This window comes from Mesorhizobium sp. USDA 4775, from assembly GCF_054062655.1.
Window position 1 is genome coordinate 4,605,066 of sequence record NZ_JBSSFM010000001.1, and the last position, 16,822, is coordinate 4,621,887.

At 64.6% G+C, this 16,822-nt stretch carries 13 protein-coding genes; 10 read left to right on the forward strand and 3 right to left on the reverse strand.

The genetic code is table 11. The features are described 5' to 3' along the window. The first annotated feature begins 115 nt into the window (after positions 1 to 115). The 5 genes from ACVILI_RS22530 (at position 116) to ACVILI_RS22550 (ending at position 6,883) form a co-directional block, all read left to right on the forward strand. Complete coding sequence (locus ACVILI_RS22530; protein WP_027046963.1) at positions 116 to 1,375, forward strand: sarcosine oxidase subunit beta; 1,260 nt, start codon at positions 116 to 118, stop codon at positions 1,373 to 1,375. Between the two features lie 9 nt (positions 1,376 to 1,384). Beyond that, entirely contained in the window at positions 1,385 to 1,681 is a 297-nt protein-coding gene (locus ACVILI_RS22535) for a sarcosine oxidase subunit delta (protein ID WP_019858730.1), read from the forward strand. Next, complete coding sequence (locus ACVILI_RS22540; protein ID WP_038647415.1) at positions 1,678 to 4,686, forward strand: sarcosine oxidase subunit alpha; 3,009 nt, start codon at positions 1,678 to 1,680, stop codon at positions 4,684 to 4,686. The genes ACVILI_RS22535 and ACVILI_RS22540 overlap by 4 nt, the downstream gene beginning before the upstream one ends. Continuing rightward, on the forward strand, positions 4,679 to 5,266 hold the full coding sequence (locus tag ACVILI_RS22545) for a sarcosine oxidase subunit gamma (RefSeq protein WP_038647416.1): 588 nt from the start codon (positions 4,679 to 4,681) through the stop codon (positions 5,264 to 5,266). The genes ACVILI_RS22540 and ACVILI_RS22545 overlap by 8 nt, the downstream gene beginning before the upstream one ends. A 174-nt stretch (positions 5,267 to 5,440) precedes the next feature. Beyond that, the gene (locus tag ACVILI_RS22550; RefSeq protein WP_038647418.1) at positions 5,441 to 6,883 is read left to right on the forward strand and encodes an MFS transporter; all 1,443 of its coding nucleotides are present in this window, start codon (positions 5,441 to 5,443) and stop codon (positions 6,881 to 6,883) included. A gap of 18 nt (positions 6,884 to 6,901) precedes the next feature. On the opposite strand, the gene ACVILI_RS22555 is transcribed toward ACVILI_RS22550, so the two are convergent. After that, a complete protein-coding gene (locus ACVILI_RS22555; RefSeq protein WP_038652887.1) occupies positions 6,902 to 7,606 on the reverse strand; it encodes a nitroreductase in 705 nt (234 codons plus the stop codon). A gap of 225 nt (positions 7,607 to 7,831) precedes the next feature. On the opposite strand from ACVILI_RS22555, the gene ACVILI_RS22560 reads away from it, so the two are divergent. The 5 genes from ACVILI_RS22560 (at position 7,832) to ACVILI_RS22580 (ending at position 15,460) form a co-directional block, all read left to right on the forward strand. Continuing rightward, complete coding sequence (locus ACVILI_RS22560) at positions 7,832 to 8,374, forward strand: helix-turn-helix domain-containing protein (RefSeq protein WP_019858736.1); 543 nt, start codon at positions 7,832 to 7,834, stop codon at positions 8,372 to 8,374. A 97-nt stretch (positions 8,375 to 8,471) separates the two neighbouring features. Then, positions 8,472 to 10,925: a GcvT family protein gene (locus tag ACVILI_RS22565; RefSeq protein ID WP_038647420.1), complete on the forward strand. Its 2,454-nt coding sequence runs from the start codon at positions 8,472 to 8,474 to the stop codon at positions 10,923 to 10,925. Then, the gene (locus tag ACVILI_RS22570) at positions 10,922 to 11,827 is read left to right on the forward strand and encodes a homocysteine S-methyltransferase family protein (RefSeq protein WP_038647422.1); all 906 of its coding nucleotides are present in this window, start codon (positions 10,922 to 10,924) and stop codon (positions 11,825 to 11,827) included. The genes ACVILI_RS22565 and ACVILI_RS22570 overlap by 4 nt, the downstream gene beginning before the upstream one ends. Further along, the gene (locus ACVILI_RS22575) at positions 11,820 to 13,001 is read left to right on the forward strand and encodes an aminotransferase class I/II-fold pyridoxal phosphate-dependent enzyme (protein ID WP_441935764.1); all 1,182 of its coding nucleotides are present in this window, start codon (positions 11,820 to 11,822) and stop codon (positions 12,999 to 13,001) included. Before ACVILI_RS22570 ends, ACVILI_RS22575 begins: the two co-directional genes overlap by 8 nt. After that, complete coding sequence (locus ACVILI_RS22580; RefSeq protein ID WP_038647426.1) at positions 12,998 to 15,460, forward strand: GcvT family protein; 2,463 nt, start codon at positions 12,998 to 13,000, stop codon at positions 15,458 to 15,460. Before ACVILI_RS22575 ends, ACVILI_RS22580 begins: the two co-directional genes overlap by 4 nt. A 159-nt stretch (positions 15,461 to 15,619) precedes the next feature. On the opposite strand, the gene ACVILI_RS22585 is transcribed toward ACVILI_RS22580, so the two are convergent. Beyond that, complete coding sequence (locus ACVILI_RS22585) at positions 15,620 to 16,207, reverse strand: NAD(P)H-dependent oxidoreductase (protein ID WP_038647428.1); 588 nt, start codon at positions 16,205 to 16,207, stop codon at positions 15,620 to 15,622. Continuing rightward, positions 16,207 to 16,788: an NAD(P)H-dependent oxidoreductase gene (locus ACVILI_RS22590; RefSeq protein ID WP_038647430.1), complete on the reverse strand. Its 582-nt coding sequence runs from the start codon at positions 16,786 to 16,788 to the stop codon at positions 16,207 to 16,209. Before ACVILI_RS22590 ends, ACVILI_RS22585 begins: the two co-directional genes overlap by 1 nt. Positions 16,789 to 16,822: the final 34 nt, after the last annotated feature.

Here is a 16,822-nt window from a genome sequence, read left to right on the forward strand (position 1 = left end):
TGGGGCAAGCCGTCGCATCGCGGCGTCGGCCAGTCGAAAGGCCATGGCGCAATATTGGCTTTGCGGATGCGGCCTGCTCTATAGTCTGCCGCATCGCCCGAACCGGATGACAATGATGGCAGAGTACTCGGCCTTTTCGCTGCTCGCGAACGCGCTCAAGGGAAACAAGGACTGGAAGCCGGCTTGGCGCAAGCCGGACCCGAAGGCTTCCTATGACGTCATCATCATTGGTGGCGGCGGCCACGGGCTGGCGACCGCCTACTATCTGGCCAAGGAGCACGGCATCACCAATGTCGCCGTGCTGGAAAAGGGCTGGCTCGGCTCCGGCAATGTCGGCCGCAACACAACGGCCGTGCGCTCGAACTACCTGTTGCCCGCCAACACCCGCTTCTACGAACATTCGATGAAGCTATGGGAGGGCCTGTCGCACGAACTCAACTACAACGTCATGTTCTCGCAGCGCGGCTGCCTGAACCTGGCGCATACGCCGGCGCAGTTCGACGACTATGCAAGGCGCGGCAACGCCATGCGCCATCTCGGCGTCGACGCCGAACTGATGACGCCGGCGCAGATCAAGCGCCTGATCCCGGCGCTCGATATCTCCAGCGACGCACGCTTTCCCGTCGTCGGCGGCCTGATGCAACGGCGCGCCGGCACCGCCCGTCACGATGCGGTGGCCTGGGGTTATGCGCGCGGCGCCGACCGGCGCGGCGTCGACATCATCGAGAATTGCGAGGTCACCGGCTTCCTGCGCGATGGCGATCGCGTCACCGGCGTCACCACGTCGCGCGGCGACATCAGGGCCAAGAAGGTGGCGGTCGCCGTGGCCGGCAGCACCGGACGTGTCATGCGGTTGGCCGGCATCGAGACGATGCCGATCGAGAGCCATGTGCTGCAGGCCTTCGTGACGGAATCGCTAAAACCCTTCATCGACACGGTCGTGACCTTCGGCATGGGCCATTTCTATATGTCGCAGTCCGACAAGGGCGGCCTTGTCTATGGCGGCGATATCGACGGCTACAACAGCTATGCCCAGCGCGGCAACTTGCCCATCGTCGACGAGGTGATGAGCGAGATGCTGGCGCTGTTTCCGGGCCTTGCGCGTGTGCGCATGCTGCGTTCGTGGGGCGGTGTCTGCGACATGTCGATGGACGGTTCGCCGATCATCACCACCGGTCCCCTGCCCGGCATGTATCTCAACTGCGGCTGGTGCTACGGCGGCTTCAAGGCGACGCCGGCCTCCGGCTGGACCTTCGCCTGGACCATCGCCAAGGATGAGCCGCACGATTTCAACGCGCCGTTCACCCTCGATCGCTTCCACCGAGGCCTCGTCATCGACGACAAGGGCCAGGGCGCGAACCCCAGGCTGCATTAGGATTATTCGATGTTGATCACCTGTCCCTATTGCGGCCCGCGCGACGTCATCGAATTCACCTATCAGGGCGACGGCAACCGCGAACGTCCCGACCCGGCCTCGCAGAATTTCGAGGCGTGGAACGCCTATGTCTATGACCGGCTGAACCCGGCCGGCGACCACAATGAGATTTGGCAGCATTCCGGCGGTTGTCGCACGCATCTGCGCGTCGTGCGCAACACGCTGACGCATGAGATTTCGAGCGTCGCCTTCGTGCGCGGCGATCATGCCTCAACCGCGCGCCGCAAGGCGGAGGACAAGGCATGAGCCCGCGCCGCACCGACACTGGCGGCCGCATCGACCGGCTGAAGACGATCCGCTTCACCTTCGACGGCGTTGCCTTTACCGGCCATGCCGGCGACACGCTGGCCTCAGCGCTGCTGGCCAACGGCGTCACGCTTTTCGGCCGCTCGTTCAAATACCACCGTCCGCGCGGCCTGCTGACCGCGGGCGTCGAGGAGCCCAACGCGCTGGTGACGGTGCTGAAGGGCGAGGTGCGCGAGCCTAACATTCCAGCGACCATGGTCGAGATTCATGATGGGCTGGTGGCGATCAGCCAGAACCGTTTCCCTTCCCTGGCCTGGGATATCCATGCCGTCAACCAGCTCGGCGGCAAGATCCTGTCGGCCGGCTTCTACTACAAAACTTTCATGGGGCCGGTGATCGGTCCGCTGAAAGGCACGCATTTCTGGATGTTCTGCGAGCATTTCATTCGCCGCGCCGCTGGTCTGGGCAGCGCCGGATCGGCGAAGGATCCCGCCCGCTACGAACGCATGAACGCTTTTTGTGACGTGCTGGTGGTCGGCTCCGGCCCGGCCGGCCTGATGGCCGCCAAGGCCGCCGCCGATCAGGGCGCCCGCGTCATGCTGGCCGATCTCGAGCCGCGTTTTGGCGGCTCGACCAACTGGTCGGACGAAACCATCGATGGCGCGCCGGCCGCCGATTGGGCGCGCCGCACCGTCACCCAGCTCGAAGGCCGTGACAATGTCCGGCTTTTGCCGCGCACCACGGTGTGGGGCTATTACGACAACAACACGCTTGCCGCGCTCGAACGGGTCAGCGACCACAAGGAGCAGCCCGCCAAGGGCGAGCCGCGCCATCGCTATTGGGCGATCCGTGCCAGATCGGTGGTGCTGGCCACCGGCGCCTTCGAACGGCCGCTGGTCTTCCCCGGCAATGACAGGCCGGGCGTGATGCTGGCGCATGCGGCGGAGCGCTATGCCAACGAGTTCGGCGTGCTGCCGGGCGAGCGGATCGCGCTGTTCACCAACAATGACAGCGCCTATCGCGCGGCCGTCGCCCTGAAGAAGGCCGGTGCGGCGATCGTTGCCATCGCCGACGTCAGGTCCGAGCTTTCGCCAGAGATGCGCAAGCTGGCCACGGAAGCCGAGGCCGAGATCTTTGCGGGCCATGCCGTGGTCGCCACCGAGGGCGGCAAGGCGCTGTCCGGCGTCAAGGTTCAGCGTTTCGACATGGTCACCGGCGCGCTCACCGGCGATGAGCGAAGCATCCATGCCGACTGCCTGCTGATGTCCGGCGGCTGGTCGCCGACCATTCATCTGGCCAGCCAGGCCGGCGCCAAAGCGGAATGGAATGCCGCACGCCAGGCATTCCTGCCGCCGAAGCCGACGCAGCATGGGCCGACACAGCAGTGGATTGGCGCCGGCGCTTTCACCGGCAGTTTTTCCACCGCAGAGGCCATCGCCGAAGGCCGCGCCGCCGGCCTTGCAGCGGCCGGCGGAACGAGCACGCCGGCGGCATTGCCCACGGTCGAAGCCGTCCACGGAGATCCCGATCCGGCGCCTGTGTTCGAGATCAGGGCCAAGGGCAAGAGCTTTGTCGACTTCCAGCATGACGTGACGGCGGAGGATGTCCGGCTGGCGCACCGCGAAGGCTTCGTCTCGGTAGAGCATCTGAAGCGCTACACCACGCTCGGCATGGCCACCGACCAAGGCAAGAGCTCCAACGTTCCCGGCCTCGCCATCATGGCCGAGGCGCTGGGCAAGCCGATCCCCGAAGTCGGCACGACGCGCTTCCGGCCGCCCTTCGCGCCCGTTTCGATTGGCTCGCTGGCGGCGGAGCGCTTTGGCGACCTGAAGCCGGAGCGGCTGACGCCGATGCATGATTGGCACCTCGCCAATGGCGCGACCATGTATTCCGCCGGCCTCTGGTACCGGCCGATGATCTACGGGCTTTCAGGCGAAACGATCGAGCAGGCCTATGTGCGCGAAGCCAAGGCGACGCGTGAAAGTGCTGGCATCGTCGATGTCTCGACGCTGGGCAAGATCGCCGTGCAGGGCCCCGATGCCGCCGCGTTCCTCGACCGCGTCTACACCAACATGTTTTCGACGCTCGCCGTCGGCAAGGCGCGCTACGGGCTGATGCTGCGCGAGGACGGCTTCGCTTTCGACGACGGCACCACCTGGCGGCTCGGCGAACAGGATTTCCTTATGACCACCACGACGGCCAATGCCGGCAAGGTGATGCAGCATCTGGAATACTTCCTCGACGTGATCTGGCCGGACCTCAAGGTTCACGTCACTTCGGTGACCGACGAATGGGCGGGTGCGGCGATCGGCGGCCCGAAAGCCAGGCAGATCCTCGCCGCCTGCGTCATCGGCACCGCGGTCGACAATGCGACACTGCCCTTCATGGGCATCGTCCATGGCCAGATCGCAGGCGTGCCGGTGATGATTTGCCGGCTTTCCTTCTCCGGCGAAATGGCCTTCGAGGTCTATTCCGGCGCCGGCCATGGCACCCATGTCTGGGAAGCGCTGATCGAAGCCGGCAAGCCGTTCGGCCTGGTCACCTACGGGCTCGAGGCGCTGGGCACGATGCGCATCGAGAAGGGCCATGTCACTGGCGCGGAGATCGACGGCCGCACCACTGCGCGCGACCTGCATCTCGACTGGATGCTGTCGAAGAAGAAGCCCTTCATCGGCTCGGCGATGATGGACCGCGAAGGCCTGATCGCGTCCGATCGGTTGGAACTGGTCGGCCTGATCGCGCTCGACAACCGGCCGCTCAGTGGCGGCGCGCACATTGTCGAGGCGTTGGACGAGGCCAATCCGCACGGATCGATCGGACACATCACCGCCTGCTGCTATTCCCCGGCACTCGGCAAACATATCGCGCTGGCGCTGGTCCAGGGCGGCAAGGCACGACACGGCACGCGTGCCCATGTCTCCGATCCCTTGCGCAATAGGTTCGGACCGGTCGAGATCGTGTCCAACCATTTCTACGATCCGGAAGGGACCCGCATGCATGGTTGAGCGCCAATCCCCCCTCGAGCCGGAGTTTCATGTCGGCTCGCATGGCAATTTCGAGCATGGCGTCGAGATCCTGCTGACCGAGACGAGGCCGGGCTCGATCGTTCAGCTCGCCGCCTGGCCGGGCGAGGAGAAGAAACTGATCGCTGCCATCCGCAGCGTCACCGGGCTGGCGCTGCCGGACGGCGCCGGCGGGGGCTCGAGCGACGGCGTGAAATCGGTGTTCGGCTTCGCGCCGGGAAAATTCACCGTGGCCGACGAGGCGGAAGGGCTGGCCGCGGCTTTTGCCAGGGCGGTGACGCCTGCCATCGGCACGGTGACGGACCTGTCCCATGGTCGCACCGCCATCCGCATCGCGGGGCCGAAGGCCGAATGGGTGCTGGCGAAATTCTTCACCATCGACTTCGCGCTGCCGGCCTTCCCAGTCGGCGCCGGGCGGTCGACCGCTCACCACGACGTCTTCGCCCAGATTCAGCGCACCGGCGCCGACCAGTTCGACATCTACGTCTTCCGCTCCTTTGCACGTTCGTTCTGGAAGGCGCTCTGCCATGCCAGCGAGGAAGTCGGCTACGAGGTGCAGTAGGCGGTGGCGGCATATGGCCGCTTCGCCCCTGCTTCTGGCCTCAATGCCCGCCGGTTCTGCCGCTAGAGAATCGCGCCGCGGGCGGCCATGGTGGAACAACATGGCCGCCAGATCGGCCCAAGGGATAGAAATCCCGTCTCAGGCTCGGCACATTCGTTTGGTTCGAACATCCCCATGACCGCAGAACTATCCGCCGGCGCCACGGATCGCGCCGATGTGTCGGCCAGAGCCTTGCTCCTGCTGCCGCTAACGGTCGCCTGCGGCGTGTTCATGACCAGCCTCGACCAGAATGTCGTGGTGACGGCGCTGCCCAGCATCGGCGAAAGCCTCGCCCGCCCGCCGAGCCAGCTCGGCCTGTTGATCACCGTCTATGTCGCCAGCCTGATCATCTCGATGCCGCTCGGCGGCTGGGCCGCCGACCGCTTCGGCCTGCGCAACGTCTACTGCTTTGCCTTGCTGGTGTTCGCCACCTCGTCGGCGCTCTGCGGCCTGTCTGATAACATCTGGACACTGGTCGGCGCCCGCGCGCTGCAGGGATTTGGCGGGGCACTGATGGGCACGCTCGGCCAGGTCGTCATCCTGTCGAGCTTCCCGCGCAACCGGACGCTGAAAATCAACATGTATATCTCGGTGGCAAGCCAGACCGGGCCGCTCGTCGGGCCGCTCGTCGGCGGCGCTCTGACCACCTACATTTCCTGGCGCTGGATTTTCTTCATCAACGTGCCGTTCGCGCTGGCGGCGGCAGTCCTTGCCGCCTCGCTCTTCCCGACCATGACCAAGCCCGTTCGCACGCGGTTCGATTTTCCAGGCTTCCTGCTGGTCGGCAGCGGCATGATCCTGCTGGTGTTCGGCATGGATTCGCTTGCCGCCAAAGACGCCGGCGGCGGGATGATTGCCGGCGAACTGGCGCTGGCGGTCATCATCCTGTCGATTGCCTCGCTCTACTGCCTGCGCGTACCCAATCCCCTGCTCGATCTCAAGCTCCTGCGCATCCGCACCTTCCGCATCTCGTTCCTCACCGGCGGCGGGCTGGACACGATCGGGCTGAGTTCCGTCGCCTTCCTGCTGCCGCTGCTGTTCCAGCTCGGCTTCGGCATGAGCGCGGTGCAGGCGGGATCGCTGACCTTCGTTGCCGCGCTCGGCTCGGTGATCATGCGTTTCTTCATGCCGCGCGTCCTCAACCGGTTCGGCTTCCGCCGCGTCCTGGTCTTCAACACGCCTGTCGTTGCCGCCATGGTCGCCGGCTTCGCCTTGATGCAGGCGACCACGCCGGTGTGGATCGTGCTTGGCTATATCTTTGCTTTCGGCGTCTTTCGGTCTGTTCAATGGGCCTCGACCGGCAACCTCGCCTATTCCGACATCGCCCCAGACCAGCTCGCTCGCTTCAGCGCGCTCTACTACATCCTCTGGCAGCTGGCGGTGGCGGTCAGCGTCGGCCTGGCGGCGGCCATGCTGTCGTTCCTGGCCGGCGGCGGGCCTGCCGTGACCAATGATTTCCGGATCCTGTTCGCGATCGAGGGCCTCATCACGCTCTGCGCGCTGCTTGCCTACCTCAAGCTGACGCCCCAGGACGGCGCCCATGTCAGCGGCCATGGCATGCAGATGAATACCGAATAGCTGAAGTCAGCAGCCGCTCTATTCGCTGAACGTCACCCACTCTTCCAGCGGCACGCGGTCGGTGCGGAAGCCGTTTTCCGGCTTGGAGGTGTCCTCATAGCCGAGCGCCATGCCGCAGACGACGATCTCCTCGTCGGGAATGTTGAGCACCGGCCGGATCTGCCGGTGGTAGGGCGCGAAGGCCGCCTGCGGGCATGTGTGCAGGCCCCTGCCCCGCGCCGCGACCATGATGTTCTGCAGGAACATGCCGTAGTCGATCCACGAGCCCTGGTTGAGGCGGCGATCGATGGTGAAGATCATGCCGACGGGCGCGTCGAAGAAGACGAAGTTGCGGTCGTGCTGGGCACGCATCTTGTCGACCTCGCGGCGGCCGATGCCGAGCGCGCCGTAGAGGCCGAAACCGTTGGCGCGTCGCCGCGTCAGATAAGGTTCGAAGAACTGGGTGGGATAGTAGCGATACTCGTCCCAGTCGGCCTTTTCGGCGCGGATACCGGAATTCAGAATGGCATCCGATATCTGCTGCTTGGTCTCACCCTTGGTGACGTAGACCCGCCATGGCTGCATGTTGGTGCCGGACGGCGCGCGTGCCGCAACCGCCAGAATGTCGCGAACGGTGTTGTCGTCGATCATGTCGGGCAAAAACGCGCGCACCGAACGGCGCGACACGATCGCCTCGTCGACAATCTCGGCCTCATCCGCGATTCGAGCCTTCTTTTCCAACATGGGCCGTCCCTTAGCCATTGCGTCGATCGGACGTCCCCACTCGCCGCTCGCGGCGGAGCCTTTGCATGAACCGTCAAAATCCTGCAAGCAAATCTTGAGCATTGGTGAAAATCTACTTGATTTTTTCATGAGCTTGATTTCTCATGAAATTCGGATTGAAATTTTCATGAAGTGAGCGTTTTGGCGTCTCCTACCGCACGAACATTGCAGGGACCTGACGAACGCGTGCTGGCCAGCGATATCCGCGCGCTGCGCCGGGCACGCGGGCTGACGCTCGCCGAAATCGCGCTCAAACTCGGCCGTTCGGTCGGCTGGGTCAGCCAGGTCGAACGCGGCCTGTCGACGCCGTCGCTCAGCGATCTCAGGGCGTTCGCCGAACTGTTCGGTGTGCCGATCAGCCTGTTCTTCAGCCATGACGTGCCGGTCGAAAGCGAGCGCGGCGTGGTGGTGCGCGCCGGCAGGCGCCGCACCCTTGGCACCAGCGAGACCGGCCTGGTGGAAGAACTCCTGTCGCCCGATCTCGGTGGTAGCTTCGAGATGGTGCGCTCGATCTTCGCGCCGGGCGCGCAGATGAAGACCGAGCAGCTGCGGCCGACCGAGGAAGCCGGCTATCTCGCCTCGGGTATTTTCGAGATCGAGATAGCTGGCGTCTGGCACCGGCTCGGCGAAGGCGATTCCTTCCGCTTCGAAGGCAAGCCCTATCGCTGGCGCAATCCAGGCACCGAGCCGGCGGTTGTCATCTGGGTGGTTTCGCCGCCGGTTTATTGAAATGCATGTCGCCCAAAAGTGTGCAGCGGTTTTGGGATAACGACATGCATCAAAACAAGAAATAGAAGCGCGACGCGCTTCGGTCTGGGAGAAGAACATGGCGGGTTTGCCGAGCACGGCGCGCGTGGTGATCATCGGAGGTGGCGTCGTCGGCACCTCCTCGCTGTATCATCTCGCCAAGGCAGGCTGGACCGATTGCGTGCTCCTGGAGAAGAACGAGCTGACATCGGGCTCGACCTGGCATGCCGCCGGCAATGTGCCGACCTTCTCCTCGTCCTGGTCGCTGATGAACATGCAGCGCTATTCCACCGAGCTTTACCGCGGCCTCGCCGACGCGGTCGACTATCCCATGAATTACCACGTCACCGGCTCGCTGCGCCTTGCCCATACAAAAGAGCGCATGCAGGAATTCCAGCGCGCCAAGGGCATGGGCCGCTATCAGGGCATGGATATCGACGTGGTCGGCGTCGACGAGATCAAGCGCCGCTATCCCTTCATCGAGACGCACGACCTGAAGGGCGCGCTCTATGACCCGAGCGACGGCGATATCGACCCGGCGCAATTGACCCAGGCGCTGGCCAAGGGCGCGCGTGACCTTGGGGCGAAAATCATCCGCTTCTGTCCCGTCACCGGGGTGCGCCGTGAGAAGGACGAATGGGTGGTGACCACGCCGCAAGGCGAGATCCGCTGCGAGATCGTCGTCAACGCCGCCGGTTATCGTGCCGCCGAAGTCGGCCGGATGTTCGGCCGCGAGGTGCCGATGATGGTGATGAGCCACCAATACATCCTGTTCGAGGAAATTCCGGAACTGGCGGCCTGGTCGAAGGAACAAGGCAAGAAACTGCCGCTGCTGCGCGATGTCGATACGTCCTATTATCTTCGCCAGGAAAAGGCCGGCATGAATCTCGGCCCCTATGAGCGCAATTGCCGCGCGCATTGGGCCACCCCTGGCGATCCGATGCCGGAGGATTTTTCCTTCCAACTCTTCCCCGACGATCTCGACCGGCTGGAACATTATTTGGCAGACGCCGTCGCCCGCGTGCCGATCCTGGGTACCGCCGGCCTGTCTAAAGTCATCAACGGACCGATCCCCTATGCGCCGGACGGTAACCCGCTGATCGGCCCGATGCCCGGCGTGCCCAACGCCTTCGAGGCCTGCGTCTTCACCTTCGGCATCGCCCAGGGTGGTGGCGCCGGCAAGGTGCTGGCCGAATGGGTCACGCAGGGCCAGACCGAATGGGACATGTGGTCCTGCGATCCGCGCCGCTTTACGTCCTTTGCCTCGGCGCCAGACTATTGCGTCGCCAAGGGCATGGAAATCTACGGCAATGAATACGCCATCCAGTTCCCGCGCCATGCCTGGCCGGAAGGTCGCGACCGTAAACTGTCACCGATCCACGACCGCACAAAGGCGCTCGGCGGCCGCTTCGACGCCTATAATGGCTGGGAACGCGCCACCTGGTATGCGCAACCCGGCGACGACATCTCGGAGGGAGCAACACTGACCTTCCGCCGCGACGGACCCTGGCAGCATCGCGTGCGCGAAGAATGCCTGGCCGTGCGTGACGCCGCCGGCATACTCGACCTGCCGGGTTTCTCGCGCTTCAACCTCGAAGGCCCCGGCGCCGCCGAATGGCTAAGCCTGCAGGTCACAGGCCTGGTGCCGAAGCCCGGCCGCATCGGTCTCGTCTATTTCGCCGACGACAAGGGCCGCATCGTCACCGAAATGTCGGTCGTGCGCCACGGCGAGGACCAGATGACGCTGATCACCGCTGCGGTCGCGCAATGGCATGATTTCGAATGGCTGAAGTCTCGCATGCCCGGGGATGCGGCCTTCACGCTAGCCGACCGCACCGAGGACTATTCCACTCAGATCCTGGCCGGCCCAAATTCGCGAAGAATCCTCGCCGATGTCTGCGACGCCGACCTCGCCCTACCGTGGCTGACGCATCAGGAAACCAGGATAGCCGGCCGCTGGGCCAAGCTGGTGCGCGTCTCCTTTGCCGGCGAACTCGGCTGGGAAATCCACACCAAGATCGGTGACACCGCCGCCATCTTCGACGCCATCTGGGCGGCCGGGCAGAAGCATGGACTGAAGCCGTTCGGCATGTACGCGCTGGATTCGCTCAGGCTGGAGAAGGGCTACCGCGCCTGGAAGGGCGATCTGTCGACCGACTATTCCATCCTGCAGGGCGGGCTCGAGCGCTTCGTCAAATGGGAGAAGCCCGATTTCCGCGGCAAGGCAGCACTGCAGAACGAGAAGCAGCAAGGCGTGAAGAAGCGCTTCGTCACGCTGGTCGTCGAAAACCCCGGTGATTGCGACGCGCCCTACATGTCGACGCTGTGGCATGGCGGCCAGATCGTCGGCGAGACCACGTCAGGCGGCTGGGGCCATCGCATCGACAAGTCGATCGCGCTCGGCATGCTGCGCGTGGATTTGACCGAGCCAGGCACCTCCGTCGAGGTCGAAATCTTCGGCGACCGTTTCCAGGCGGTCGTGCAGAAGGACGAGCCGCTCTGGGATCCCAGGAACGAGAGGCTGCGCGCATGAAGAATGTCATCCTCACCGATGGTGGCATGGGCCAGGAACTGGTCCGGCGCAGCAAATCCGAGCCGACGCCGTTGTGGTCGGCCAGGGTCCTGATCGACGAACCCGATCTGGTGCGCGACCTGCATGCCGAATTCATCCGCGCCGGCGCCCGCGTGATCACCATCAATACCTATTCGGCGACACCTGAGCGCCTGGCGCGCGAGGGTGCCGAGGACCTGTTCAAGCCGTTGCAGAAGCGCGGCATCGAATTGGCCCGGCAAGCGTGTGACGCAGCCGGCGACGCAGCGATCGCCGGCTGCCTGTCGCCGCTTTTCGGCAGCTACGCCCCTGCGCTGACCATCTCTTACCAGGAGACGCTCGACATCTACCGCCGCATCGTTGCCGAGCAGGCGGATGGCATCGATCTCTTCCTCTGCGAAACCATGGCCTCTGCCGATGAGGCGCGCGCGGCCGTCACCGCGGCATCGGAAAGCGGCAAGCCGGTCTGGGTGTCGTGGACGCTCGCCGATCACGGCGCGCCGCGGCTGCGCAGCGGTGAAACAATAGCCGCCGCGGCAAGCGCGCTCGATGGCCTGCCGATAGCGGCGCGGCTGCTCAACTGCTGCCGGCCGGAAGCGATCGCCGCCGCCTTGCCTGAACTGATCGACCTCGGCGGCCCGGTCGGCGCCTATGCCAATGGCTTCACCTCCACGGAAGCGCTCAAGCACGGCGGTACCGTCGATGTGCTGCACGCCCGCCACGACCTCGGCCCAGACGCCTATGCCGAGCAAGCGATCGGCTGGGTGGAGGCAGGTGCTGACATCGTCGGCGGCTGCTGCGAAGTCGGACCGCCGCACATTGCCGCGCTGCGCGATCGGCTGCAGCAGGACGGTTACGAAATTTCGGGGGTTTTGCATGCCTAGACCATCGTCTCGCATCTCCGGCATCGTGCCTTCGGGCAAGGATGGCTGGGAGGTTCATTTCGCCGCCTGGACCCGCAAGGAAGCCGGCGAGGACATCATCATGCTGTCGGTCGGCGATCACGACTTCGACACGCCCTCGCAAACGATCGAGGCCTGCGTAACCGCGGTTCGCGGCAGCAATCACCATTACACGCCGCTTCCCGGCCTGCCGCGCCTGCGCCAGGCAATGGCGGCCGCCTCCAGCGCCTGCACCGGCGTCGAGACGACGCCCGATCAAGTCATCGCCACGCCGGGTGGCCAGGCGGCCCTTTATGCGGCCGTGCAGGCCGTTCTCGACCAGGGCGATCATGCCATCGTCGTGGCGCCGTACTATGCCACCTATCCCAACACATTCAGCGCCGCCGGCGCGAGTTTCACCGTCGTCGAGACGCCGGCCGAAGACGGTTTTCAGCCCCGCGCGGACATGATCCGCGCGGCACTCAAGCCCAACACGCGCGCCATCCTGATCAACACGCCGAACAACCCGACAGGTGCGGTCTATTCGCGCGAGCGGCTGGAACAGCTGGCCGAAATCTGCCGCGAGCATGATCTCTGGCTGCTGTCGGACGAGGTCTACTGGACGCTGGGCGGCGGCGAGCATGCCTCGCCACGCTCGCTACCCGGCATGGCCGAGCGCACGCTGGTCATCAATTCCATGTCCAAGAGCCATGGCATGACCGGCTGGCGCATGGGCTGGCTGACCGGTCCGCAGGATATGATTACGCTGCTCATCAACCTCAATCTGGTGACGACATACGGCCTGCCGGCCTTCATCTCGATCGCCTGCGCCGAGGCACTCGAGAACCGTTACGGCGTCAAGGAGATCGCCGAGCGCTACGCGGCGCGCCGCACCGTCCTGCTGGATGCCGTGCGCGGCATGAACAATGTCAGCGTGCGCGGTTCCGAAGGCGGCATGTATGTCATGCTCGACATATCCGATGTCGAACCGGATGACGAAAAATTCGCCTGGGCCCTCCTCGACCAGGAGAAGGTCGGCGTGATGCCCGGCTCCAGCTTCGGCGAAGCCGCCGCCGGCCACATCCGCATCAGTCTCTGCCAGCCCGAGCCCGTACTGCAGGAGGCGGCCGCTCGGCTGCGCCGTTTTGCTTCCAGCTATCGCCGCGAGGCCGCATGACCAAGAGCATACCCACCAAGGCCATTCCTACCAAAGCGAGGGCAGTGATCATCGGCGGTGGCGTTTCCGGCTGTTCGGTCGCCTATCACCTGGCCAAGCTCGGCTGGACCGACATCGTGCTTCTGGAGCGCAAGCAGCTGACCTCGGGCACGACCTGGCATGCCGCCGGCCTGATCGGCCAGTTGCGCGGCTCGCAGAACATGACGCGGCTGGCGAAATATTCGGCCGACCTCTACGTCAAGCTGGAAGCCGAGACCGAGGTCGGCACCGGCATGCGCCAGGTCGGCTCGATCACGGTCGCGCTCACCGAGGAGCGCAAGCACGAGATCTACCGGCAGGCATCGCTGGCGCGTGCCTTCGATGTCGACGTGCGCGAGATTTCGCCGAATGAAGTCAAAGAGATGTATCCACATCTCAACGTCTCCGACGTCGTCGGCGCCGTGCATCTGCCGCTCGACGGCCAGTGCGACCCCGCCAACATCGCCATGGCTCTAGCCAAGGGCGCGCGCCAGCGGGGTGCTGCCATCGTCGAGAATGTGAAGGTCACCAAAGTCCATACCAGGAACGGCCGCGTCACCGGCGTGTCCTGGGCGCAGGGCAACGAAAAGGGCATGATCGAGGCCGACATTATCGTCAACTGCGCCGGCATGTGGGCCCGCGAACTCGGCGCCCAGAACGGCGTCACCATTCCGCTGCACGCCTGCGAGCATTTCTACCTCGTCACCGAGCCTATCCCCGGCCTCTCCCGCTTGCCGGTGCTGCGCGTTCCCGACGAATGCGCCTACTACAAGGAAGACGCCGGCAAAATGATGCTCGGCGCCTTCGAGCCGGTGGCCAAGCCATGGGGCATGGACGGCATCCGCGAGGATTTCTGCTTCGACCAATTGCCGGAGGATATGGACCATTTCGAACCGATCCTCGAAATGGGCGTCAACCGCATGCCGATGCTGGCCACCGCCGGCATCCACACCTTCTTCAACGGCCCCGAGAGTTTTACCCCGGACGACCGCTACTATCTCGGCGAGGCGCCGGAACTGTCCGGCTACTGGATGGCGACCGGCTACAATTCGATCGGCATCGTCTCCTCCGGCGGCGCCGGCATGGCACTGGCGCAGTGGATCAACGATGGCGAAGCGCCGTTCGACCTCTGGGAAGTCGACATCCGCCGTGCCCAGCCATTCCAGAAGAACCGCCGCTATCTCAAGCAGCGCGTCTCCGAAACGCTCGGCCTGCTCTATGCAGACCATTTCCCCTATCGGCAGATGGCGACGTCGCGCGGTGTACGCCGCTCACCCCTGCATGAGCACCTGAAGGCGCGCGGCGCCGTGTTCGGCGAGGTCGCCGGCTGGGAGCGCGCCAACTGGTTCGCCCGCGACGGCCAGGAGCGCGAATACCGCTATTCCTGGAAGCGGCAGAACTGGTTCGACAACCAGCGCGAGGAACATCTGGCGGTCCGCAACAAGGTCGGCCTGTTCGACATGACCTCGTTCGGCAAGATCCGCGTCGAGGGCCGCGATGCCTGTGCCTTCCTGCAAAGGCTGTGCGCCAACGACATGGACGTGGCACCGGGCAAGATCGTCTATACCCAGATGCTCAACCAGCGCGGCGGCATCGAGAGCGATCTCACGGTCTCGCGCCTGTCGGACACCGCCTACTTCCTCGTCGTCCCAGGCGCCACGCTGCAGCGCGATCTGGCCTGGCTGCGCCGGCATGTCGGCGAGGAGTTCGTCGTCATCACCGATGTCACGGCGGCGGAAAGCGTGCTCTGCCTGATGGGTCCGGATGCGCGAAAGCTGATCCAGAAAGTCAGCCCCAACGACTTCTCCAACGAGAACAACCCGTTCGGCACGTTCCAGGAGATCGAGATCGGCATGGGCCTCGCCCGCGCCCACCGCGTCACCTATGTCGGCGAACTCGGCTGGGAGCTCTATGTCTCGACCGACCAGGCCGCCCATGTCTTCGAGGCGATCGACGAGGCGGGCGCCGATGTCGGGCTGAAACTCTGCGGCCTGCACACTCTGGATTCCTGCCGCATCGAAAAGGCCTTTCGGCATTTCGGCCACGACATCACTGACGAGGACAATGTGCTGGAAGCCGGCCTCGGCTTCGCGGTGAAGACGGCCAAGGGCGACTTCATCGGCCGCGATGCGGTGCTGAAGAAGAAGGAGGCCGGATTGAACCGCCGGCTGGTGCAGTTCCGGTTGAAAGACCCGCAGCCCCTGCTCTTCCACAATGAAGCCATCCTGCGCGACGGCAAGATCGTCGGCCCGATCACCTCGGGCAATTACGGCCACCATCTCGGCGGCGCGATCGGGCTCGGCTATGTGCCGTGCCAGGGCGAGAGCGAGGCCGATGTGCTGGCCTCGTCCTACGAGATCGAGATCGCCGGCGAGCGGTTTGCGGCGGAAGCCTCGCTGAAGCCGATGTATGATCCGAAGGCGGAACGGACGAGAATGTAGCGCCCTCGTCCTTCTCCCCGTTTCACGGGGAGAAGGTGGCCCGATAGGGTCGGATGAGGGGCCGCGCCAGCGCCCCAGAATAAGGCAAACGTTCGCGCCGCCCCTCATCTGCCTGCCGGCATCTTCTCCCCGTTGAACGGGGAGAAGGACGCTAATTCCTCAAAACCTTTCCAGCTTCATCCGCACCTTCGCCAGAAACGCTGCCCGCGTCTTTGGCGTCGAGGCGTCCATCAGATAATGCGCCAGGAAGAACGTCGTGCAGCGCCTCGCGCACAGCGCCCGCATGCCGCGCAGCAAGGTCTTGCGCCCGGGCTGGCCGACGACGACGCTCCACCAGGTCGGCGCGCCGCAGGTGGTGATGACGCCGACCTTGGTGACATGCGTCATCAGCGATTTGATCCGCCCTTTGCCCACCGGCAGTTTGAAGGCGACGTCCGTCGCCCACACCCGGTCGAGCCAGCCTTTCAGCATCGCCGGCAGCCCGTACCACCACGTCGGATAGACGAACAGGATTGCTTCGGCCCAACCGAGCAGTTCGAAATGCGGTTTCAGCGCGGGATCCTGCGGCGCCTGATTGTTGTAAGAGCGCCGCTCGTCGCAGCCCATCACCGGGTCGAATTTCTCGGCATAGAGGTCGAGCAGCCGCACCTCCCAACCCTTGGCCTTGAGCACATCCAGAGCGGTGTCGCGGATCGCGGCGCAAAAGCTTTCCGGCACCGGATGGCAATAGACCACGAGGACCCGCATCAGAATGCATCCATGCTCGCCGCAACCTTCGTCATGAAGGATTTTCGCATTTGGTCAGTCGACAGGTTCATCGCGTAGTGCGCGAGGTAGGTCACCGGCGCGCCGGGCTTTACGGTGGCGCGCAGCATGCGCTTGATCAGCCTGCGTGGCGGATCGCCCATCACAATGGCACGGAACCGGCTGCCGCCATAGGTGGTGACGGCCGCGACCTTACGGATGTTGTGCAGGGACGGCTGCACCTTGCCGTCGACCAGCCTGAACGACACGCCGGGCAGGAAGACGCGGTCGAAAAAACCCTTGAGGATCGCCGGAAAGCCGTAGTTCCAGACCGGATAGGAAAGCACCAGCGCCTCGGCACGCAGCAGTCGCTCGACATAAGGCGCCGCCGGGTCCGCGGCGCCCCGCTGGTTGTGATAATCCAGCCTCTCCTGGCGCATCAGCCGCGGGTCGAAATCCTCGGCGTAGAGGTCGCAATCATCGACATCATGGCCCGCCGCCGTCAGCCGCTCGACGATCAACCGGTGCAGGCCGGCATTGAAGCTGGTCTCGACCGGGTGAGCGTAGAGGACAAGGATGTTCACGGGAGGACATCCCGCAGGTCAGCGCCAAGCCACG